Annotated in this window: 15 protein-coding genes and 1 riboswitch; of the genes, 6 read left to right on the top strand and 9 right to left on the bottom strand. The window is 66.2% G+C overall.

The annotated features are described in order from the left end of the window. Nucleotides 1-6 precede the first annotated feature (6 nt). The 6 genes from JCQ34_RS05550 to glyA all read right to left on the bottom strand — a co-directional run bounded on the left by JCQ34_RS05550 (nucleotide 7) and on the right by glyA (nucleotide 5687). Nucleotides 7-570 (bottom strand): hypothetical protein, encoded by a 564-nt coding sequence (locus tag JCQ34_RS05550; protein ID WP_286402746.1) that lies wholly within the window; start codon nucleotides 568-570, stop codon nucleotides 7-9. Between the two features lie 83 nt (nucleotides 571-653). Next, nucleotides 654-1520, bottom strand: a complete 867-nt coding sequence (locus JCQ34_RS05545) for an ABC transporter permease (RefSeq protein ID WP_286402744.1) — start codon at nucleotides 1518-1520, stop codon at nucleotides 654-656. Further along, complete coding sequence (locus JCQ34_RS05540) at nucleotides 1517-2344, bottom strand: ABC transporter permease (RefSeq protein WP_286402742.1); 828 nt, start codon at nucleotides 2342-2344, stop codon at nucleotides 1517-1519. The genes JCQ34_RS05545 and JCQ34_RS05540 overlap by 4 nt, the downstream gene beginning before the upstream one ends. Nucleotides 2345-2363: 19 nt before the next feature. Beyond that, nucleotides 2364-3338: an ABC transporter ATP-binding protein gene (locus tag JCQ34_RS05535; protein WP_286402740.1), complete on the bottom strand. Its 975-nt coding sequence runs from the start codon at nucleotides 3336-3338 to the stop codon at nucleotides 2364-2366. 144 nt (nucleotides 3339-3482) lie between these two features. Beyond that, nucleotides 3483-4385, bottom strand: a complete 903-nt coding sequence (locus JCQ34_RS05530; RefSeq protein WP_237430105.1) for a bifunctional methylenetetrahydrofolate dehydrogenase/methenyltetrahydrofolate cyclohydrolase — start codon at nucleotides 4383-4385, stop codon at nucleotides 3483-3485. Nucleotides 4386-4388: 3 nt separating this feature from the next. After that, nucleotides 4389-5687: a serine hydroxymethyltransferase gene (gene glyA, locus JCQ34_RS05525; RefSeq protein ID WP_286402735.1), complete on the bottom strand. Its 1299-nt coding sequence runs from the start codon at nucleotides 5685-5687 to the stop codon at nucleotides 4389-4391. Between the two features lie 147 nt (nucleotides 5688-5834). Further along, nucleotides 5835-5920, bottom strand: a riboswitch (ZMP/ZTP riboswitch). A 43-nt stretch (nucleotides 5921-5963) separates the two neighbouring features. Here glyA and purU point away from each other — a divergent pair. Together purU and JCQ34_RS05515 are read left to right on the top strand one after the other, a co-directional pair. Then, nucleotides 5964-6824, top strand: a complete 861-nt coding sequence (purU, locus tag JCQ34_RS05520; protein WP_286402733.1) for a formyltetrahydrofolate deformylase — start codon at nucleotides 5964-5966, stop codon at nucleotides 6822-6824. A 72-nt stretch (nucleotides 6825-6896) separates the two neighbouring features. Continuing rightward, the gene (locus tag JCQ34_RS05515) at nucleotides 6897-7424 is read left to right on the top strand and encodes a gamma carbonic anhydrase family protein (RefSeq protein WP_286402731.1); all 528 of its coding nucleotides are present in this window, start codon (nucleotides 6897-6899) and stop codon (nucleotides 7422-7424) included. Here JCQ34_RS05515 and JCQ34_RS05510 read toward each other — a convergent pair. Beyond that, nucleotides 7421-9157, bottom strand: a complete 1737-nt coding sequence (locus JCQ34_RS05510) for a flavin monoamine oxidase family protein (RefSeq protein ID WP_286402729.1) — start codon at nucleotides 9155-9157, stop codon at nucleotides 7421-7423. The genes JCQ34_RS05515 and JCQ34_RS05510 overlap by 4 nt on opposite strands. Further along, on the bottom strand, nucleotides 9154-10584 hold the full coding sequence (locus JCQ34_RS05505; protein ID WP_286404313.1) for an amino acid permease: 1431 nt from the start codon (nucleotides 10582-10584) through the stop codon (nucleotides 9154-9156). Before JCQ34_RS05505 ends, JCQ34_RS05510 begins: the two co-directional genes overlap by 4 nt. A 195-nt stretch (nucleotides 10585-10779) precedes the next feature. Here JCQ34_RS05505 and alr point away from each other — a divergent pair, with 195 nt between their 5' ends. Both alr and JCQ34_RS05495 read left to right on the top strand, forming a co-directional pair. Beyond that, entirely contained in the window at nucleotides 10780-12018 is a 1239-nt protein-coding gene (alr, locus tag JCQ34_RS05500; RefSeq protein ID WP_286402728.1) for an alanine racemase, read from the top strand. Continuing rightward, nucleotides 12008-13612: a PucR family transcriptional regulator gene (locus JCQ34_RS05495; protein WP_286402727.1), complete on the top strand. Its 1605-nt coding sequence runs from the start codon at nucleotides 12008-12010 to the stop codon at nucleotides 13610-13612. Before alr ends, JCQ34_RS05495 begins: the two co-directional genes overlap by 11 nt. Nucleotide 13613: 1 nt before the next feature. Here JCQ34_RS05495 and JCQ34_RS05490 read toward each other — a convergent pair whose 3' ends face one another. Then, nucleotides 13614-14474, bottom strand: coding sequence for a nitrilase-related carbon-nitrogen hydrolase (locus JCQ34_RS05490; RefSeq protein WP_286402725.1), 861 nt, complete (start codon nucleotides 14472-14474; stop codon nucleotides 13614-13616). Between the two features lie 239 nt (nucleotides 14475-14713). Between JCQ34_RS05490 and JCQ34_RS05485 the strand changes: the two genes are divergently transcribed. Together JCQ34_RS05485 and mmsA are read left to right on the top strand one after the other, a co-directional pair. Continuing rightward, nucleotides 14714-15904 (top strand): ROK family transcriptional regulator, encoded by a 1191-nt coding sequence (locus tag JCQ34_RS05485; RefSeq protein WP_142130729.1) that lies wholly within the window; start codon nucleotides 14714-14716, stop codon nucleotides 15902-15904. 131 nt (nucleotides 15905-16035) lie between these two features. Beyond that, the gene (gene mmsA, locus JCQ34_RS05480) at nucleotides 16036-17595 is read left to right on the top strand and encodes a multiple monosaccharide ABC transporter ATP-binding protein (protein WP_286402724.1); all 1560 of its coding nucleotides are present in this window, start codon (nucleotides 16036-16038) and stop codon (nucleotides 17593-17595) included. The last annotated feature ends 37 nt before the right edge of the window (nucleotides 17596-17632 follow it).

Raw genomic sequence — 17632 nt, 5'->3', positions numbered from 1 at the left:
TCCACTCTAGTCGATGATGGTTCCGGTCACCGGCTCCCCGTTGCCCCCGGAGGACTTGATCATGTCCCGGGCGTTGGCGGCTGTGATCTGGATGGTCTCGAGGGCGCGGTTAATGGTGTCGTGGTTCGCGGCGTCGCCCTTGGCACGCTCCTCCTCCACCACGCGGATTTGTACCTGGACGATCTTGAACGAATGGTCCAGCTTGAGGTCGCGCACCTCGTCAGCCTCGGTGCGTTCGTAGATCACCTGCGTCCCGCCCTGGTCGGCGGAAACGTGCGCCGGACCCCGTCCGGCTGCCGTCTGGAAGGCGCTCTGGGCCTCGGACAGCTTTGCGCCGGCCTTCTTGGCGGCCCGCTGGATGCTGAAGACCACGAACGCGGCCAGCGCCAGCCAGAAGGCGGCGATGATGGCTACAACCCAGCCCACGACGTCGTTCTGGTTTGCCGCGAAAATGACCGCCACGATGAAGGCCGTCACCAGGACCATCAGCCCCGGTCCGCTGATCCGGAACATCGAAAAACCGCCCCGGGCGGGTTTGGAGGATGACGAGGAGCTGCCCAAAGTTCGCATGCAGCTATTGTCTCAAACGGAGGACTGTGGTTCCGCCGCCTTCCACCCCCGGCGAACACCCTTGGCCGCGTAGGCTTCCCTGGCTACTTCAGGAACAGGCTCCGCAGGCGCAGGGTGGTCAGCAGCATCCCGACGGCGGTCATCAGCAGGTAATAGCCAATGTGCAGGGGGGTGGCGGCGGTAAAGCTTCCCACGCTGATCTGCCGCAGCAGCTCCACCCCGTGCCACAGCGGCATGGCCTGGATGAACCACTGGATGGGGTGCGGGTACACGCCCAGGGGATAGAAGGTGGCGCTGAACAGGAACATGGGCAGCAGGATGAAGTTGATCCAGTCCATCTGCTGGAAGGTCTTGAGGAAGCTGGTGATGCCCATGCCCAGGCTGGCGAACCCGAAGGCAATGAGCACGGAGGCCGGGATCATCAGCAGCGCCCACGGCGTGGTGATCAGCCCCATGACGCCCATGACCGCTGTGAACCCAGTGGCGTAGAGCATCCCCCGCAGCAGGGCCAGGAATATCTCCCCCAGCGCGACATCCAGAGGGCCCAGTGACGTGTAGAGCATGCCCTGGTAGAGCTTGGCGAAGTTCATCTTGAAGAAGACGTTCCACGTGGAGTCGTACACCGCACCGTTCATGGCCGAGACTGCCAGCAGTGCAGGCGCGATGTAGGCGGCGTAGCTGATGTGCGTGCCGTCAGGCCCCTGGACGTCGCCAACGATCGCTCCGAGACCCACGCCCATGGAGATGAGGAACAGGACGGGCTCGAAGAACCCGGACACCATCACCAGCCAGTTGGTGCTCCGCGTGGCCATAAGCCCCCGGGAAATCACGGCCCTGGCGTTACGGGAGTACAGCGGTCCGAACGTCCGGCGGCGGGCCTGTTCCGTCGCCGTTCCGTGAGGGCCGCCGGGGCGCGCACCGTGTCCGCCGGTGCCGGTGGCCGCGCTCATTGGCCCAGCCTCAGGGCGAAGCGGCGCCGCGTGAGCACCCATCCGAGGGCAGCCAGCCCCACCAGCACGGCGGCGTGGAGAACCGTGAGGAGCAGCGGCTCCCGGTATCCGAAGCTGAACACCCTGCCCAGTTCCGTGCCGTGCCAGATGGGTGAGATCCATCCGATCCAGCGGACGGCCAGTGGCAGGTTGTCCAGCGGGAAGAACGTGCCGGAGAACAGGAACAGCGGCATCACGATGAACCTCATGACCAGCGCGAACTGGCCCTTGTCCTCGGTGATGGAGGCTGAGTAGGCCATCAGCGGCAGCCCAAAGGCCAGCCCCGTCAGGGTGGCCACCAGGATGCCCGCCCAGCCCCAGCCCGACGGGGAGGCACCGAACAATGCCACGGCGGCGAAGTAGATGGCTGACTGCAGCAGCAGGCGAAGCGTCACGGCGATGATCTGGCCGGCGGCAATCTGCTGCGGTGTCAGCGGCGAGGCGTGGGGGCCAAAGTAGATGCGCCGCCATTTGAAGCCGTCCATGATGGGAAACGTGAACTCATTGGCCGCCGTCATCACGGCCGCGGACACCAACAGGGCAGGGGCGATGAAGGCCAGGTAGGAGACGCCGCCGAAGGCCGCGTTGCCGGTATCCACCAGGGTAGCCAGGCCCACGCCCATGGCGAACAGGTACGCCACTGGCTGGCCCACGCTGTACATCACGATGGACCAGGTGTACCCCCTCATGACGCGGAGCACCTGCTCGGCGTAGTAGAACGCACCCCAGCGCCGGGCCTTGGCGGCAGAGACCTCCGGTGAATGTGCCCGCAGCCGGGGACTCAAGCCAACCCCTTCCAGTGATTCAGTCAACGAGGCTCCGCCCGGTGAGCCGAAGGAACACGTCCTCCAGCGAGGACCTGCGCACAAGCGACGTCAGCGGCCTCAGGCCGCGGGCCGATACCTGCTCAAGGGCCGACTCGCCGTCGTGCGCGTACATCAGCACCCGGTCCGGCAGCACCTCCAGGCGTTCCCCGATGCCCTCCAGCTGCGCCCCGATGGTGGCGTTGCGTTCCGAACCGAACCGCAGCTCCACGACTTCCCGGGTGGAGTGTTCCCGGATCAGCTGCGCGGGCGACCCCTCGGCCATGATGCGCCCCTTGTCCACCACGATCAGCCGGTCGCAGAGCTGCTCGGCCTCGTCCATGTAGTGCGTGGTGAGGATCAAGGTGACCCCCTGCTCCTTGAGCCGGAACAGGCGGTCCCAGAGGATGTGGCGGGCTTGCGGGTCCAGCCCGGTGGTGGGCTCGTCCAGCAGCAGGATCCGGGGTTCGTTGATGAGGGACCTGGCAATGGTGAGGCGGCGCTTCATGCCGCCGGAGAGCGCGTCCACCCTGGCTTTTGCCTTGTCGGTCAGCTGGGCGAACTCCAGCAGTTCGTCGGCCTTGGGCTTGAGGTAGCTCATCGGCAGGCCGAAGTAGCGGCCGTAGACCAGGAGGTTGTCGCGGACGCGCAGTTCCTCGTCCAGGTTGTCCTGCTGCGGCACCACGCCCAGGTGCGCGCGCACCTCCGGGCCGTGTGTGTCCGGGTCCAGTCCCATGATGCTGAGCTTCCCCGCTGAGCGCCGGGTGACGCCGCCGATCATCTTCATGGTGGTGGACTTGCCCGCGCCGTTGGGTCCCAGCAGCCCGAAGGACTCCCCCGCGGGCACGGCGAACGAGATGCCGTCGACGGCGGCGACATCACCATAGGTCTTGGTCAGGTTTTCAGCGGAGATGACGGTGCCGGAAGGCGGGCCCGTGGTCAGGGTGCCTGTAGGCGTCAGGGCGTGGTTGTGCACCTGTGCAGACTAGTGGAGGCGGGGCGCATGTGGAAGGACGCTTGCAGTTTCGTTATTAAACGTCCGACGGCGGCACGGCGCCTTTCGTGGGAAAGGTGCGGTGCCGCCGTCGTACTTCTTCCTGGCGGGACTACTGCACGGTGCCTATTGGCCGATGCCTGCCGCGCGTTCCGCGGCCTCCACCACGTTGGTCATCAGCAGGGCCACGGTCATGGGGCCCACGCCACCGGGGTTCGGGGAAATCCAGCCGGCCACCTCGGCGGCTGCCGGATCGATGTCGCCGTAGACGCGGCTCTTGCCTGTCTCCGGATCGGTCTCGCGGGTGACCCCCACGTCCAAGAGGGCAGCGCCGGGCTTCACGTCCGCGGCCTTGACGATGTGCTTCACGCCCGCCGCACCCACGATCACGTCCGCCTGCTTCAGCAGTTCGGAGAGGTTGGTGGTGCCGGTGTGGGTCAGGGTCACGGTGGCGTTGACGTCCCGCCGCGTGAGCAGCAGTCCGATCGAGCGGCCGATCGTAACGCCGCGGCCCACCACCACCACGTGCTTGCCGGCCAGGCTGTACCCGTTGCGCTCCAGCAGCTCGATGACACCGCGGGGGGTGCACGGCAGCGGCGTGGTGATCTTGTTGTTGACGTTCAGCACCAGCCGGCCAAGGTTGGTGGGGTGCAGCCCGTCGGCGTCCTTGGCGGGGTCGATCCGCTCCAGGATGGCGTCTGTGTCCAGGTGCTTGGGCAGCGGCAGCTGCACGATGTACCCGTGGCAGGCGGGGTCCGCATTGAGTTCGTCAATGAGGGCCTCCACCTGTTCCTGGGTGGCGTCGGCCGGAAGCTCGCGCTGGATGGAGTTCATCCCGATCTGCACTGACTGCTTGTGCTTCATGGAGACGTACAACTGCGAGGCGGGGTCGGCGCCCACCAGCACAGTGGCGATGCCGGGGGTGACGCCCTTGGCCTTGAGTGCGGCCACGCGTTCGGTCAGCTCGGCCTTGATGGCGGCGGCGGTGGCCTTGCCGTCAAGGATCTGTGCGGTTGTTGTTTCAGTCATGGGTTACCACTGCTCGTGCTGCGGGTAGAGCGGGAAGTCGGCTGCCAGCTTGTCCACGCGTGCCTGCAGTGCCTCGACGTCGGCGCTGGTGCCTGCCTTGAGCGCGGTGGCGATGATCTCGGCAACCTCGGTGAACTCGGTGGCACCGAAGCCGCGGGTGGCCAGGGCCGGGGTACCGATGCGGAGGCCGGAGGTGACCATCGGCGGGCGGGGGTCGAACGGCACGGCGTTGCGGTTGACGGTGATGCCCACGGAGTGCAGGAGGTCCTCGGCCTGCTGGCCGTCCAGCTGCGAGTTGCGCAGGTCAACGAGCACCAGGTGGACATCGGTGCCGCCGGTGAGGACGGAGACGCCGGCTTCGGCGACGTCGGCCTGGTTCAGGCGGTCCGCGATGATCCTGGCGCCTTCCAGGACACGTTCCTGGCGCTCCTTGAATTCCTGGCTGCCGGCGATCTTGAAGGCAACAGCCTTGGCGGCGATGACGTGCATCAGCGGACCGCCCTGCTGGCCCGGGAAGACGCTGGAGTTCAGCTTCTTGGCCCACGGTTCCTTGGCCAGGATCACACCGGAGCGGGGACCAGCCAGGGTCTTGTGCACGGTGGAGGTGACGACGTCGGAGTGCGGCACCGGGCTGGGGTGCAGGCCGGCAGCCACGAGACCGGCAAAGTGTGCCATGTCGGTCCAGAGCAGCGCGCCCACTTCATCGGCGATGGAGCGGAAGGCAGCGAAGTCCAGGTGGCGCGGGTAGGCGGACCAGCCGGCAATGATCACCTGCGGCTTTTCGGCGATGGCCTGCTCGCGGAGCTTGTCCATGTCGATGCGGAAGTTGTCTTCCTCCACCTGGTAGGCAGCAACGTTGTATAGCTTGCCGGAGAAGTTCAGCTTCATGCCGTGGGTCAGGTGTCCGCCGTGGGCCAGGGACAGGCCCAGGATCTTGTCGCCGGGGGTGATCATGGCGGAGAGCGCGGCGGCGTTGGCCTGTGCGCCGGAGTGCGGCTGGACGTTGGCGAACTCGGCGCCAAACAGTGCCTTGACCCGGTCGATGGCCAGCTGCTCTGCAACGTCAACATATTCGCAGCCGCCGTAGTAGCGGCGGCCCGGGTAGCCCTCGGCGTACTTGTTGGTGAGGACGGAGCCCTGGGCCTCCATCACGGCGCGCGGCGCGAAGTTCTCGGAGGCGATCATTTCCAGGGTGCCGCGCTGGCGGCCCAGCTCCTGCTCGAGGACTTTGGCGATTTCGGGGTCGAGCTCAGCCAGCGGCTGGTTGCTGACGGCTGTGGTTGAGGTGGCTGTAGTAGTCACGAAGAACTCCTGGCTAGGGATACGGGCACTGCTTAGGTCAGGCTACCGGCTGGCGCGCTTCCGCACCGTGTTGATGACAGGGCGTGAAAGCACGGCAGGGTGCTGCAGCGCTGACGCGGGTGCAGCCCCAATTTCCGGCAAAACATGACCCTCGGCCCAGGCGTACGATCCGTGGTCTTCGTGATTGCCGCTCCCTGGTGGTTAGCCACCCAACGCCAGTTGCGACCCTCCCAGCCTACCAAAACCGGCACCTGCGGCGCGGGTAGGCTATTACGCGTGAATGAACAGCTGCTGAACCAAGCGTACGTAGTAACCCTGTCCTGCCCGGACCGTCCCGGCATCGTCCACGCGGTGGCCGGAGCACTCCTGGTGGCGGGGTGCAACATCATGGACTCGCAGCAGTACGGCAGCCCTTCCACCGGCAACTTCTTCATGCGCGTGGAAGTGACCACGGCAGCCCCGAAGTCCGAGTTGCGCGCCGCGCTGGAACCGGTGGCGGAAGCATTCTCCATGCAGTGGAACCTCGACACCGTCGGTGACAAAGTGCGCACCCTGGTGATGGCCAGCACCTCGGCCCACTGCCTCAACGACCTGCTCTTCCAGCAGCGCTCCGGGACCCTTCCCATCGACATTCCCGCCATCGTTTCCAACCACCAGGACCTGGCAGGCCTCGCCGAGTTCTACGGCATCCCGTTCCACTACATCCCCGTGACCAAGGACACCAAGGTCCAGGCGGAGGACAAGCTCCGCGCCCTCATCGCCGAGCACGACATCCAGCTGACCGTCCTGGCCCGCTACATGCAGATCCTCTCCGACGAACTCTGCACCGACCTGACCGGCAAGGCCATCAACATCCACCATTCGTTCCTGCCGTCCTTCAAGGGCGCCAAGCCGTACCACCAGGCGCACGCCCGCGGCGTGAAGCTGATCGGGGCCACTGCGCATTATGTGACCGCGGCCCTGGACGAGGGGCCGATCATCGAGCAGGAAGTCATCCGCGTGGACCACGCCCGCACGCCCGAACAGTTTGTCCAGATGGGCCGGGACGTGGAGGGCCGCACCCTGGTGCAGGCCGTGCAGTGGCACGCCGAGCACCGGGTGCTGCTGGACGGCAACCGCACGGTGGTCTTCAACTAGGCCTTCCCCCGGCGGCGGCAGTCGCATGCGGCATGGATGCCGCCGCCGCGAGGGGTGGCTTAGGGTGAAGCCATGGCTCCTCTCTACCCTTTCGCCGGCAATTCCCCGGCTGTCCATGAATCAGCGTTCGTGGCCCCGTCGGCCTCGATCATCGGCAATGCCACCCTGGGCCCGGACTCCAGCGCCTTCTACGGCGTCTCCGTCCGCGCCGACACCGCGGCCATCACCGTGGGCGCCGGAAGCAACCTGCAGGACAACGTGGTGCTGCACGCCGACCCCGGCTTCCCCTGCACCGTGGGCCAACGCGTCAGCGTGGGGCACGCCGCCGTCGTGCACGGCTGCACAGTGGAGGACGACTGCCTGATCGGCATGGGCGCCACCGTCCTCAACGGTGCAGTGATCGGCGCCGGCTCGCTGGTGGCCGCCGGCGCCGTCGTGCTGGAAGGAACGGTTGTTCCGCCGCGCTCCCTGGTGGCGGGAGTGCCCGCCAAGGTGCGCCGCGAACTCACGGATGAGGAGTTCGACGGGGTCCGCGCCAATGCGACGCGCTACGTGGAGCTCGCGGCGAAACACCGCGAGCTCCATGCTTCCGAAGGCTAGTCCAGGCTGACCGGCCCGAACTCGTCCAGCAGATCGCCCGGCCCGGGGTTGCCGGGTGCGGATGACCCGCCCAGGTGCTTCACGACGCCCCAGACTGCGTTCAGCCCGGTGGTGACGGCGCCCTCGGCCCAACCGGCGGTGAAGGAGACGTCATCGCCGGCCAGGAAGATGCCGCGCTGGGATTCGGGCAGCTTGTCCTGCTTGAAGTGCGTGAACAGCCGCTGCTGGTAGCGGTAGTGCCCGGGCAGGTTGGCCTTGAAGGCGCCCATGAAGTTGGGGTCCGCCTCCCAGGAGACGGTGATGGGCTGGCCGACGATGTGGCCGGCGATGTCCACCCCCGGATAGATCTGCTCGAGCGAGTGCAGCATCAGCTCCACGCGTTCGTCCACGTCCAGGGCCAGCCACTTCAGGGCGTCGTCGTTCCACGTGTAGGACAGCAGGATCACGGCCGGCTGGTCCGGACCGTTGTCCAGCAGGTACGTGGCGCGGTTCAGCCGGTCGGTCAGGGTCATGGAAAGGACCTCGTTGCCGGTTTCGGGGTCGGTGTCCTTCCAGAACGGCCGGTCCACCATCACAAACGTCTTCGAGGACTGCATGTAGTGCGATTTCTCCATGGCGGTCCACAGCTCGGCCGGGAACAGTGCCTCCTCGGTGTGGATCCGGGTGGACAGCAGCCATGACTGGCAGGTGGTCACCACCGCCGGGTAGCTGGCCTCGCGGCCCCAGCGTTCCCGGACCCGTAGGTTGCCGTCCGCGTCCCGGCTGATTTTCCCGACGGCGCCGCGGGGCGAGCCGGAGTGCAGCGAGGCCAGGGAGGTGCCCGCTGGCCAGTGCACCAGGTCCGACGGCGCGTGCTGCCATAGTGCCTCGGGCAGCCGCTGCGCTCCCCCGCGGATCAGCCGGTGCTGGTCGTCCGCGTCGGTGTAGACCACGCGAAGGATTTCCAGGATGGAGTTGGGAAAGTCCGTGTCCCAGCCGCCGGTGCCGAAGCCCACCTGGCCGAAGGCTTCCCGATGGGCGAATCCTGCCTTTTTAAAGGACTCGCTGGCAGCGATGAAGCCGTAGAAGGTCTGCTCGTCCATCAGCGGGAGCAGTTCGTTCCACAGTTCCTTGATCCGCTCCATGTCCCGCGCCTTGATGGCCTCCTGCATCTCCACGAACTTGGCGCCGTCGTTGACCGCAGCCTTCCAGGCGTCGGCCACCTCGCGGAAGAACGGCGGCAGGTCGCCTGACTTTTCCGCGTAGTACTTCTTGCCGGCCAGCTCGATCACGGTACTGGAAGTGGCCTCGGCAAGGGGGTTGGGGAAGTCCTGGGTCTCAAGGCCCAGCAGTTCAACATAGTGGTAGAAGGCCTTGCCCGAAACCGGGAACCGCATGCCACCCAGGTCCGCCACCACGCCGGGGGCTGCGGGGAACGCAGCTGTCCGGAGCCGGCCGCCGATTTGGTCTGCTTCATATACAACGGGCCGCAGGCCCAGCTTCATCAGCTCACACGCGGTCACCAGGCCGGAGAGCCCGGCGCCGATGACGGCTACTTCGGTGCCGTACAGTTCCGGCGGGACCGAGCCCAGGCCGTCCGGGTGGGCCAGGTAGTGGTCGTAGCTGAATGGGAAGTCGGGGTTGAGCATGGTGATGGGAGCTGCCTGCCCCGCAGCTCCGCGGCCGGCCGCTTCCGCCGGCGGCGTGGACGTGCTGGAGGGGTCGAAGGCGGGCAGTTCGGTGGCGATGGTCATGAGTGTGCTGCTTTCACAGGTTCCTGGCGCGGGGCCTTGGCGGTCAGTTCACGGTAGTCGAGCTCGCTGAGAGCCGCTACCTTCGAGTTCCGGCGTCCATAGCCGAAGTAGATGGCGATGCCCACGAGCATCCAGGCACCGAAGACCAGCCAGGTATCGGCGCCGAGGTTGGCCATGAGGTAGGCGCACATCAGCGTGCCCAGCACGGGGGTCAGGGGGTACAGCGGCACGCGGAAGCTTCGCTTCAGGTCGGGGCGGTGGCGGCGCAGGTAGATGACGGCCACGTTCACCAGCGCGAACGCGAACAGGGTGCCGATGCTGGTGGCGTCGGCCAGGGCACCGAGCGGCACCAGCCCTGCGGTGAGGGCGACGGCGGTGCCCACGATGAGGGTGCCGGCGGCCGGGGTCCCGGTGCGGGGAGAGATGCGTCCGAAGACCCTGGGCACCAGCCCGTCCCGCGACATGGACAGCAGGATGCGGGTCTGCCCGTACAGGACGGTGAGCACGATGCTGGCGATGGCCAAGACGGCGCCCACGGAAAAGAGCAGGGCGATCCAGGGCTGGTTGGTGGTCTCCTCCAGGATCTGGACCAGGGCGGCCTCGGTGCCGTCGAACCAGCCCCAGGGCCGGGCGCCGATGGCGGCGACGGCCACCAGGACATAGATGCTGGTGACGATCACCATGGACAGCAGGATGGCGCGGGGAAGGTCGCGTTTGGGGTTCCTGGCTTCTTCGCCGGCGGTGGAGGCTGCGTCAAAACCGATGTAGGAAAAGAAGACCCGTGAGGCCGCGGCTGAGACGCCGGCGGCGCCCATGGGCATCAGCGGCTCGAAGTTTCCCGCGTTGAAGGCGGTAAAGGCAACGGCGCAGAAGAACAGCAGGATGCCCACCTTGATGATGACGATGGCGGTGTTGATCCAGGCGCTTTCGCGTGCACCGCGGACCAGCAGGACCATGGCCAGCACCACGATGGCCACCGCGGGAATGTTCACCACGCCGCCGTCTCCCGGGGGCTGGGACATGGCATCGGGCAGGACCTGGCCGAACGCGGCCAGTGCCTCGTTGACATACTGCCCGGCGCCCACGGCCACTGCCGCCACGGAGACCGCGTATTCAAGGACCAGGCACCAGCCGCAGATCCAGGCCATGCCCTCGCCCATGGTGGCGTAGGAGTAGGAGTAGCTCGATCCGGCCACCGGAACCAACCCGGCCATTTCGGCGTAGGAGACGGCGGAGAGCAGGGCGGCCAAGCCTGCGATGACGAACGAGATCCAGATGGCCGGGCCGGCCAGCGGCACGGACTCCCCAAGGATCACCAGGATGCCCGTCCCCAAGGTGGCACCGACGCTGATCATGGTCAACTGGAGGACGCCGAAGCTGCGCACCAGCCCGGTGCCGCCCCCGCCGCTTCCGGCTTCGCTGATCATCTGGCCGATCGGTTTGCGGCGCAGCAGCTGGGCCCGGAGGCCCGGCCGTCCGCCGCTTGGCGCAAAGGTTTTTTCGGTGGTCACAGGCACAGTCACCGTTGACGTCCCTTCAGAGTAGTTTTCGATTTCCCCTCCCCAAGACTGGCATGTGAGCCAACTCTCAAGGCAGTGCAAAATGACTTATAGTGATCCACCATGAGACTTATTGCACACACCCAGCAGTCCGCTTCGGCGGTGCTGTCCGGACAGGTCACCGTGGACCTGTCCGCCATTTCAGACAACATCCGGGCCCTGAAAAAAAGTAGCAGGGCGCCCTTTTTCATGGCTGTGGTGAAGGGGAACGCCTACGGCCACGGCCTGGTTGAAGTGGCCAGGACCGCCGTAGCGGCCGGCGCAGACTGGCTGGGCACGGCACAGCTCGCCGAGGCCGTCACGCTCCGCAAGGCGGGCATCACCGCCCCCATCCTCTCGTGGCTCTATCTGGCATCCCAGACGAGTGAGACCATCGTTGAGGCCCTGGAAAACGACGTCGATCTGTCCCTTGGCAGCCTCTCCCAACTGGAGGTACTGGCCGGTGCCGCACAGCGGCTGGGGCGTCCCGGCGTCGTGCATCTTGAACTGGACAGCGGCCTCAGCCGCGGCGGCGCACGCATGGAGGACTGGGCCGGGCTGGTTGCCCGGGCCCGGCAGGCCGAACTCGACGGCACCCTGCGGGTGCGGGGTATCTGGACCCATCTGGCGTGGGCGGACGTGCCGGCCCATCCCGGAAATGCTTCAGCAGTAGCGGAATTTGAACACGCGGTTCAGCTGGCGAAAGACGCCGGGCTCCAGCCTGAGCTCAGGCACGTGTCCAGTTCCGCCAACATTCTTGACCGCCCCGGATTCCATTTCGACATGGTGCGTGCCGGGCTTGCCATTTACGGCCTGGCCCCTGCCGACTACCTGGTTCCGGCCGACTTCGGGCTGCGTCCCGCGCTCAGCGTGACGGCTCCCCTGGTGATGATCAAGAAGGTCCCCGCCGGCACCGGGATCAGTTATGAACACCAGGCCATCACCTACGAGCCGCGCCACCTTGGGCTGATCCCGCTCGGCTATGCGGATGGCATTCCCAAAGGCATCAGCGGCCGTCCAGTGGTGAGCGTCGGGGGCCGCCGCGTGCCCGTGATCGGCAAGGTGTGCATGGACCAGTTCATGGTCGACCTGGGGCCGGATCCCACCGGCTTTGAGGTGGGTGATACTGCTGTGCTGTTTGGCGACCCCGCGTCCGGTGCCGCCAGCGCCGATGACTGGGGTGCCGCCATAGGCAGCCACGGGGACGAGATCATCAACCGGATCGCGCCGCGCCTGCCGCGGTCCTATTCGGGCATGGTTGCCGCGCACCAGTGCCCCGACTACCAGGAGCCGGCTCCCGCCGGTGCCGGCCATGCCGGCTGAGGCCGCCGCAGCCGGAAGGCTCAGCTTCGTCACCCTCCAACAGTTCCTTGACCGGCTGCCGCCGTTGCTGAAGATGCTTCACGACGGCGACAGCGGCGGCCAGCTGCTGCGGTGGGTGGAACCCAGCGAGCTGGAGGACCCCACGCCCTACCTTCCCGAGGGCGAGTTCCTGCTCACGGCCGGCCTGCCCTTCCTTGGTGACGGCGGCACGCCTGCCAAGGTGGATGCCTACGTCCGGAGGCTGGTGGAGGCAAAGGTGGCCGCCCTCGGCTTCGGGATCAGGCCCTACTTCGACGCCGTCCCGGACGTTCTGGTGGACGGCTGCCGCAGGCACAACCTCACCTTGTTCGAGGTGCCGGAGTCGCTGCCGTTCGCCGCGATCGGCCTCGAGTTCTCGCAGCTCCTGGAGACTGACAACGCCAGGGTTTTCCGGCAGCTGGCAGAGACCAACCGGCAGCTCATGCGCGCCGTCCTCTCCCCCAGGCCCGAACACGAACTGCTGGCCGCATTGGTCCAGCGGGTACCCGTCTGGGCCCTGATGGTGGGAGCGGACGGCAGGGTACGGGCCCGCGGCACCAGCGCCGGCGGCAGCACCGCCGTCGAACTTTCCCTGTTGGAACCGATGCTGGAACGGCTGTTCTCCGGCCGTGGCCCGCGGGTGGAAATGGACGGCTTCGACCAGCCGGGCTCGGCGCTGGTGGTGGGGCACCCGCTGCGCAGCACCAGGGACGCCAACCTGGGCGCCCTCCTCCTCGGTTCCGACGTTCCACTGACGCCCGCGCAGAACAACGTGGTCCAGTCCGCCGTCGGACTGCTCGAGCTTCTGGTCAGGCAGCGCACCAGTGGGTCGCTGGCCCCCAGCCAACTGGCCACCGCCGTCCTGCTGCACCCCGAAAGCCTCGCCACGGGCGGCACCAAACACCTGAACGGGCTCAAGGACCTACTGGCCCAAAGCCTGTCCTCCACGCGCTCCGCACCCGTGCGCGTGGTGCAGGGCATCAAGGTGGAGGCGCCCGACTGGCCGGCTGGCGACAGTCCCGTGCGGGAACTCCTGCAGTGGCGGCGCATGTTCGATACCAAGCTGGTGGAGATCACGGACTACGGATTCGCGGCCGTCACCCGGCTCAAGGTGGACGATGCGCTGCTTGCCGACGTGGAGAAGCTCGGGTGGCGCCTGGTGATCGGCGAACCCACCGAGCTCACCGCCCTTCCGGCCGCCTACCAGCGTGCCACCTCGCTGCGCAGCCAGGTCCAGAGAAGCGGAACCAGCGTCCGCGCCGACGAAGTGTCCTGGTCCGTCACGGGGCTGCTGGGCCGCGAGGCGGGCACCCTGTTGGCCGAAAGGCTGCTGCGGCCGGTCCTGGCGCTGGAACCGGACCGGCGTGACCCGCTGCTGGGCGTCCTGCGTGGGTGGCTCAGCGAAAACGGCAGCTGGGACGGTTCAGCCAAACTCTTGGGGCTGCACCGCAACAGCGTACGGCGCCAGATCGGCGTCCTCGGCGAACTGCTGCAGCTGGACCTGAACCAGGCGCAGGTGCGGGCGGAGCTGTGGATTGCCCTGCAGTACGCGGACGCCTTGACTGACCCTGCCTAGCCTAGGCTCCGCTGGTTTTCCCTGCGGCGGCGTCCTTGCCGAGGCGCCCCTCCCACTCCCGGTACAGCTCAGCCCGGCGCTCCCTCAGGTACGGCACCTCTTCCCGCGCTGCGCGCACGGCCTCCATGCGAACCTGGGCAAACAGCAGCTCGGGGCCGTCGCTTCCCGCGGCGAGGAGCGCGCCGTCAGGGCCCGCCACCACACTTCCGCCCCCGAACGTGTACGCGTCCTCGATTCCGCAGTGGTTGGCGTAGGCCACGTTCAGCTGGCTTTCCAGCGCCCGGGCACGGATCAGCACCTGCGGCACGGCGTCGAAGCCGGCGGACAAGGCGGTGGGCACCAGGAGCAGTTCGGCGCCCCGGGCGGCTGCTGCACGCGCGGCCTCGGGGAATTCAATGTCGTAGCAGATCAGCAGGGCGGTGCGCACGCCCTTGAAGGTGACGACGGCGGGAGGTTCAGCAGCTGCCACGAATGCCTGGCGCTCCTCGCCGCCAAAGAGGTGCACCTTGGCGTAATTCAGGAGCTCGGCGCCGGTGGCGTCGATGAGCGTAGCCGAAATGTGCCAGCCGCGGCCTGGGGCGGATGCACCACTTTCGCTGCCAGCCACAGAGGGCAGGCTGTAGACGAGCGCTATTCCGTTGCGGCGGGCGATGTCGGCCAGCTGCGCACGGATGGCCGGAAGGTTTGCGGGGTCCAGTTCGGACCGCAGCCTGAGCGGGGCATAGCCCACCGGAAACAACTCCGGCGTCAGCAGCAGGTCCGCTCCCGCTTTGGCGGCTTGACCGGCGGCATCATCCAGGGTCCGAAGATTGGCCTCGACATCCAGGACCGCGGCATTGGCCTGCAGGACGGACAGCAGCATCGTTACCACCTTCTGTATGCCACTCCACGCGGGATGGCTGTGCTTGAGTGTTCTCGCCTTCCAGCCTAGACAGCCCTGTACGGAGTGATCCGGGTCGTTTGGACCCGTCCGGATGGTGTCCGGGACAGAATGCACGGGGCAGCGCTACCAGGGTTGTCCAGGCCGTTGTCTACACGCCTCCGGCCGGCTATGCGTTAACTTCTTGACTACAAGAGCAGCAATAGGGCAATGTTCTTAGCATGTCCGCACCCCCGCGCTCAACGAAGAGCAAGCCCAAGAATCCCGGGTCCCAGTCCGCGCTGCGGCAGCTGAACCAGCAGCGGATCATCGAGACTTTGATGGGCGGCCCCTCCACGCAGGCGGAGCTCGCCCGGCAAACGGGGCTGTCCACCGCCACCGTCTCGAACATTGTCAAAATCATGCTCGACTCCGGCCTGGCGTCCACCGAACCCATCACCAGTTCGGGCCGGCGGGCACTGAACGTGCGGCTCAACAGCAACGGCGCCGTCGCCGTCGGCATCGACTTCGGCCGCCGCCACCTAAGGGTGGTACTGGCCTCCCTCAGCTACCACGTCATCGCCGAGGAATCGGTGATGCTCCCGCTGGGCCACCAGGCGGATGACGGCATCCAAGCGGCGGTGGCCCTGCTGGAGAAACTCCTGCGCGAAAGCGGCGTGGACCGGTCCTCCGTGGTGGGCGCCGGCGTCGGAATTCCCGGCCCTATAGACCGGCGGACCGGGACCGTGGCGCAGGGGGCCATCCTTCCGGAATGGGTGGGCATCAATATCCTGCAACATCTTGAGGAAACCTTGAGAATCCCTGTGTTTGTTGACAACGATGCCAATTTGGGTGCGTGGTCGGAGGTGACCTGGGGGCAGCACTCCGGGGTCAGCAACCTGCTGTTCCTGAAGATCGGATCGGGCATCGGCGCCGGCCTGATCCTCAACGGCGCACCCTATTACGGCAACGTGGGAATCACTGGCGAAATCGGACATGCCACCATCCATGAACAGGGCCTGGTGTGCCGCTGCGGCAACCGCGGCTGCCTGGAAACCATCGCTTCCACCACCACCATGATCGAACTCCTCAGCCGCGGTGATGACCCTCCGCTGACGCCCGCGGACATTGTCCGCAAGGCCCTGAACCGGGACTCCGCCACCCTCCGCGTGGTGGACGATGCAGGGCTTGCGGTGGGCCGCGCGCTGGGCAATGTGGCCAACCTGATCAACCCCGAAGTCATCGTGGTGGGCGGCCCGCTGGCCGGCCTCGGAGACCTCCTGCTGGACCCTATTCGGAGGGGCCTGATCCGGCATGCGGTGCCCGTGATCGGCGAAACCACCACCCTCACCATGTCCTCGCTCGGCGACCGCGCGGAGGCACTCGGTGCGGCAGCTTTAGTCTTCCAGCATGCCGGGATCCGGAAGTCCTAGACCGTTTCGTTATCTGGCAATTGCGTTAAAGACTTGACGACAATAGCTGTGATCCAGTTTACTTTTGGTTCAGACGGCCCTGCGCTTTGCCGGCCGGACAAAGAAGTCATTGCATTGGAGGGTTAGGGCTCATGACGTCCCAGACCACGCACGCGGACCCGATCATCCTTGAGATGCGGTCCATCACCAAGGAATTCCCCGGCGTTAAAGCCTTGTCGAACGTGAACCTCAGCGTGAAGGCTGGCGAGGTCCACGCCATCTGCGGCGAAAACGGGGCCGGCAAGTCCACCCTCATGAAGGTCCTTTCCGGTGTGTACCCCTACGGGAGCTACGACGGCGACATCGTCTACCAGGGGCAGGTCCAGCAGTTCCGGGACATCCGTGCCAGCGAGCACGCCGGCATCGTGATCATCCACCAGGAACTGGCGCTCATCCCCGAGTTGTCCATCATGGAAAACATCTTCCTGGGCAACGAACCCACCAAGCGGGGCGTCATCAACTGGGCCGAGGCCCGCCTGCGGTCCCTGGACCTCCTGGCCCGCGTCGGCCTGCGGGAAGACCCTGACACCCCCATCAAGGAAATCGGCGTCGGCAAGCAGCAACTGGTGGAAATTGCCAAGGCGTTGAACAAGTCCGTGAAGATCCTCATCCTCGACGAGCCCACGGCCGCGCTGAACGAATCCGATTCCCAGCACCTGCTGGACCTCATCCTCGGGCTCAAGGCCAAAGGCATCACCTCGATCATCATTTCGCACAAGCTCAACGAAATTGAGCAGATCGCCGATTCCATCACCATCATCCGTGACGGCAAGTCGATCGAAACGCTGGATGTGAAGAAGGACGGCGTAGACGAGGACCGCATCATCAAGGGCATGGTGGGCCGCACGCTGGAATCCCGCTTCCCGGACCACACCCCCAAGATCGGGGAAGTCTTCTTCGAGGTCAAGAACTGGACAGTTGGCCACCCCGCCGTCCAGGACCGGCTGGTCTGCAAAAACTCCAGCTTCTACGTCCGCCGCGGGGAGATCGTGGGCTTCGCAGGCCTCATGGGTGCCGGCCGCACCGAGCTGGCCCGCTCCGTCTTCGGCCGCTCCTACGGACGCTTCATCGACGGCCACATTTATAAGGACGGCAAGGAGATCGTCCTCAAGAACGTCCGCCAGGCCATCGACGCCGGGCTGGGATACGTCACAGAGGACCGCAAGTCGCTGGGCCTGAACCTCCTTGATGACATCAAGACCACCACCGTGTCAGCCGCCCTAAAGAAGATCAGCCACAACTCGGTAGTGGACCCAAACCAGGAATTCACCGTGGCCGAGCAGTACCGCAAGTCGCTGCGCACCAAGACGCCGTCCGTCGAGGAAGGCGTGGCCAAGCTGTCCGGCGGCAACCAGCAGAAGGTGGTTTTGGCCAAGTGGATGTTCACCGACCCGGACCTGCTGATCCTCGACGAACCCACCCGCGGCATTGACGTCGGAGCCAAGTACGAGATCTACGGGATCATCCAGCAGCTGGCCAACCAGGGCAAGGGAGTCATCGTGATCTCCTCCGAACTGCCTGAACTCCTGGGCCTGTCCGACCGCATCTACACCATCTTCGAAGGCGCCATCACCGGTGTCCTGACCAAAGAAGAGGCCAGCCAGGAAAGCCTGATGAAGCTGATGACCTCCGCCACCCGAAAAGCCGCCTGACCCTCTGGCCCATCCAGAACCTTCCGGACACAAGGAC

It is taken from the genome of Pseudarthrobacter defluvii, from assembly GCF_030323865.1.
Classification (GTDB): Bacteria; Actinomycetota; Actinomycetes; order Actinomycetales; family Micrococcaceae; genus Arthrobacter; species Arthrobacter sedimenti.
Note: the sequence above shows the minus strand (reverse complement) of the source record. Positions and strands in the feature narration are given on the sequence as shown.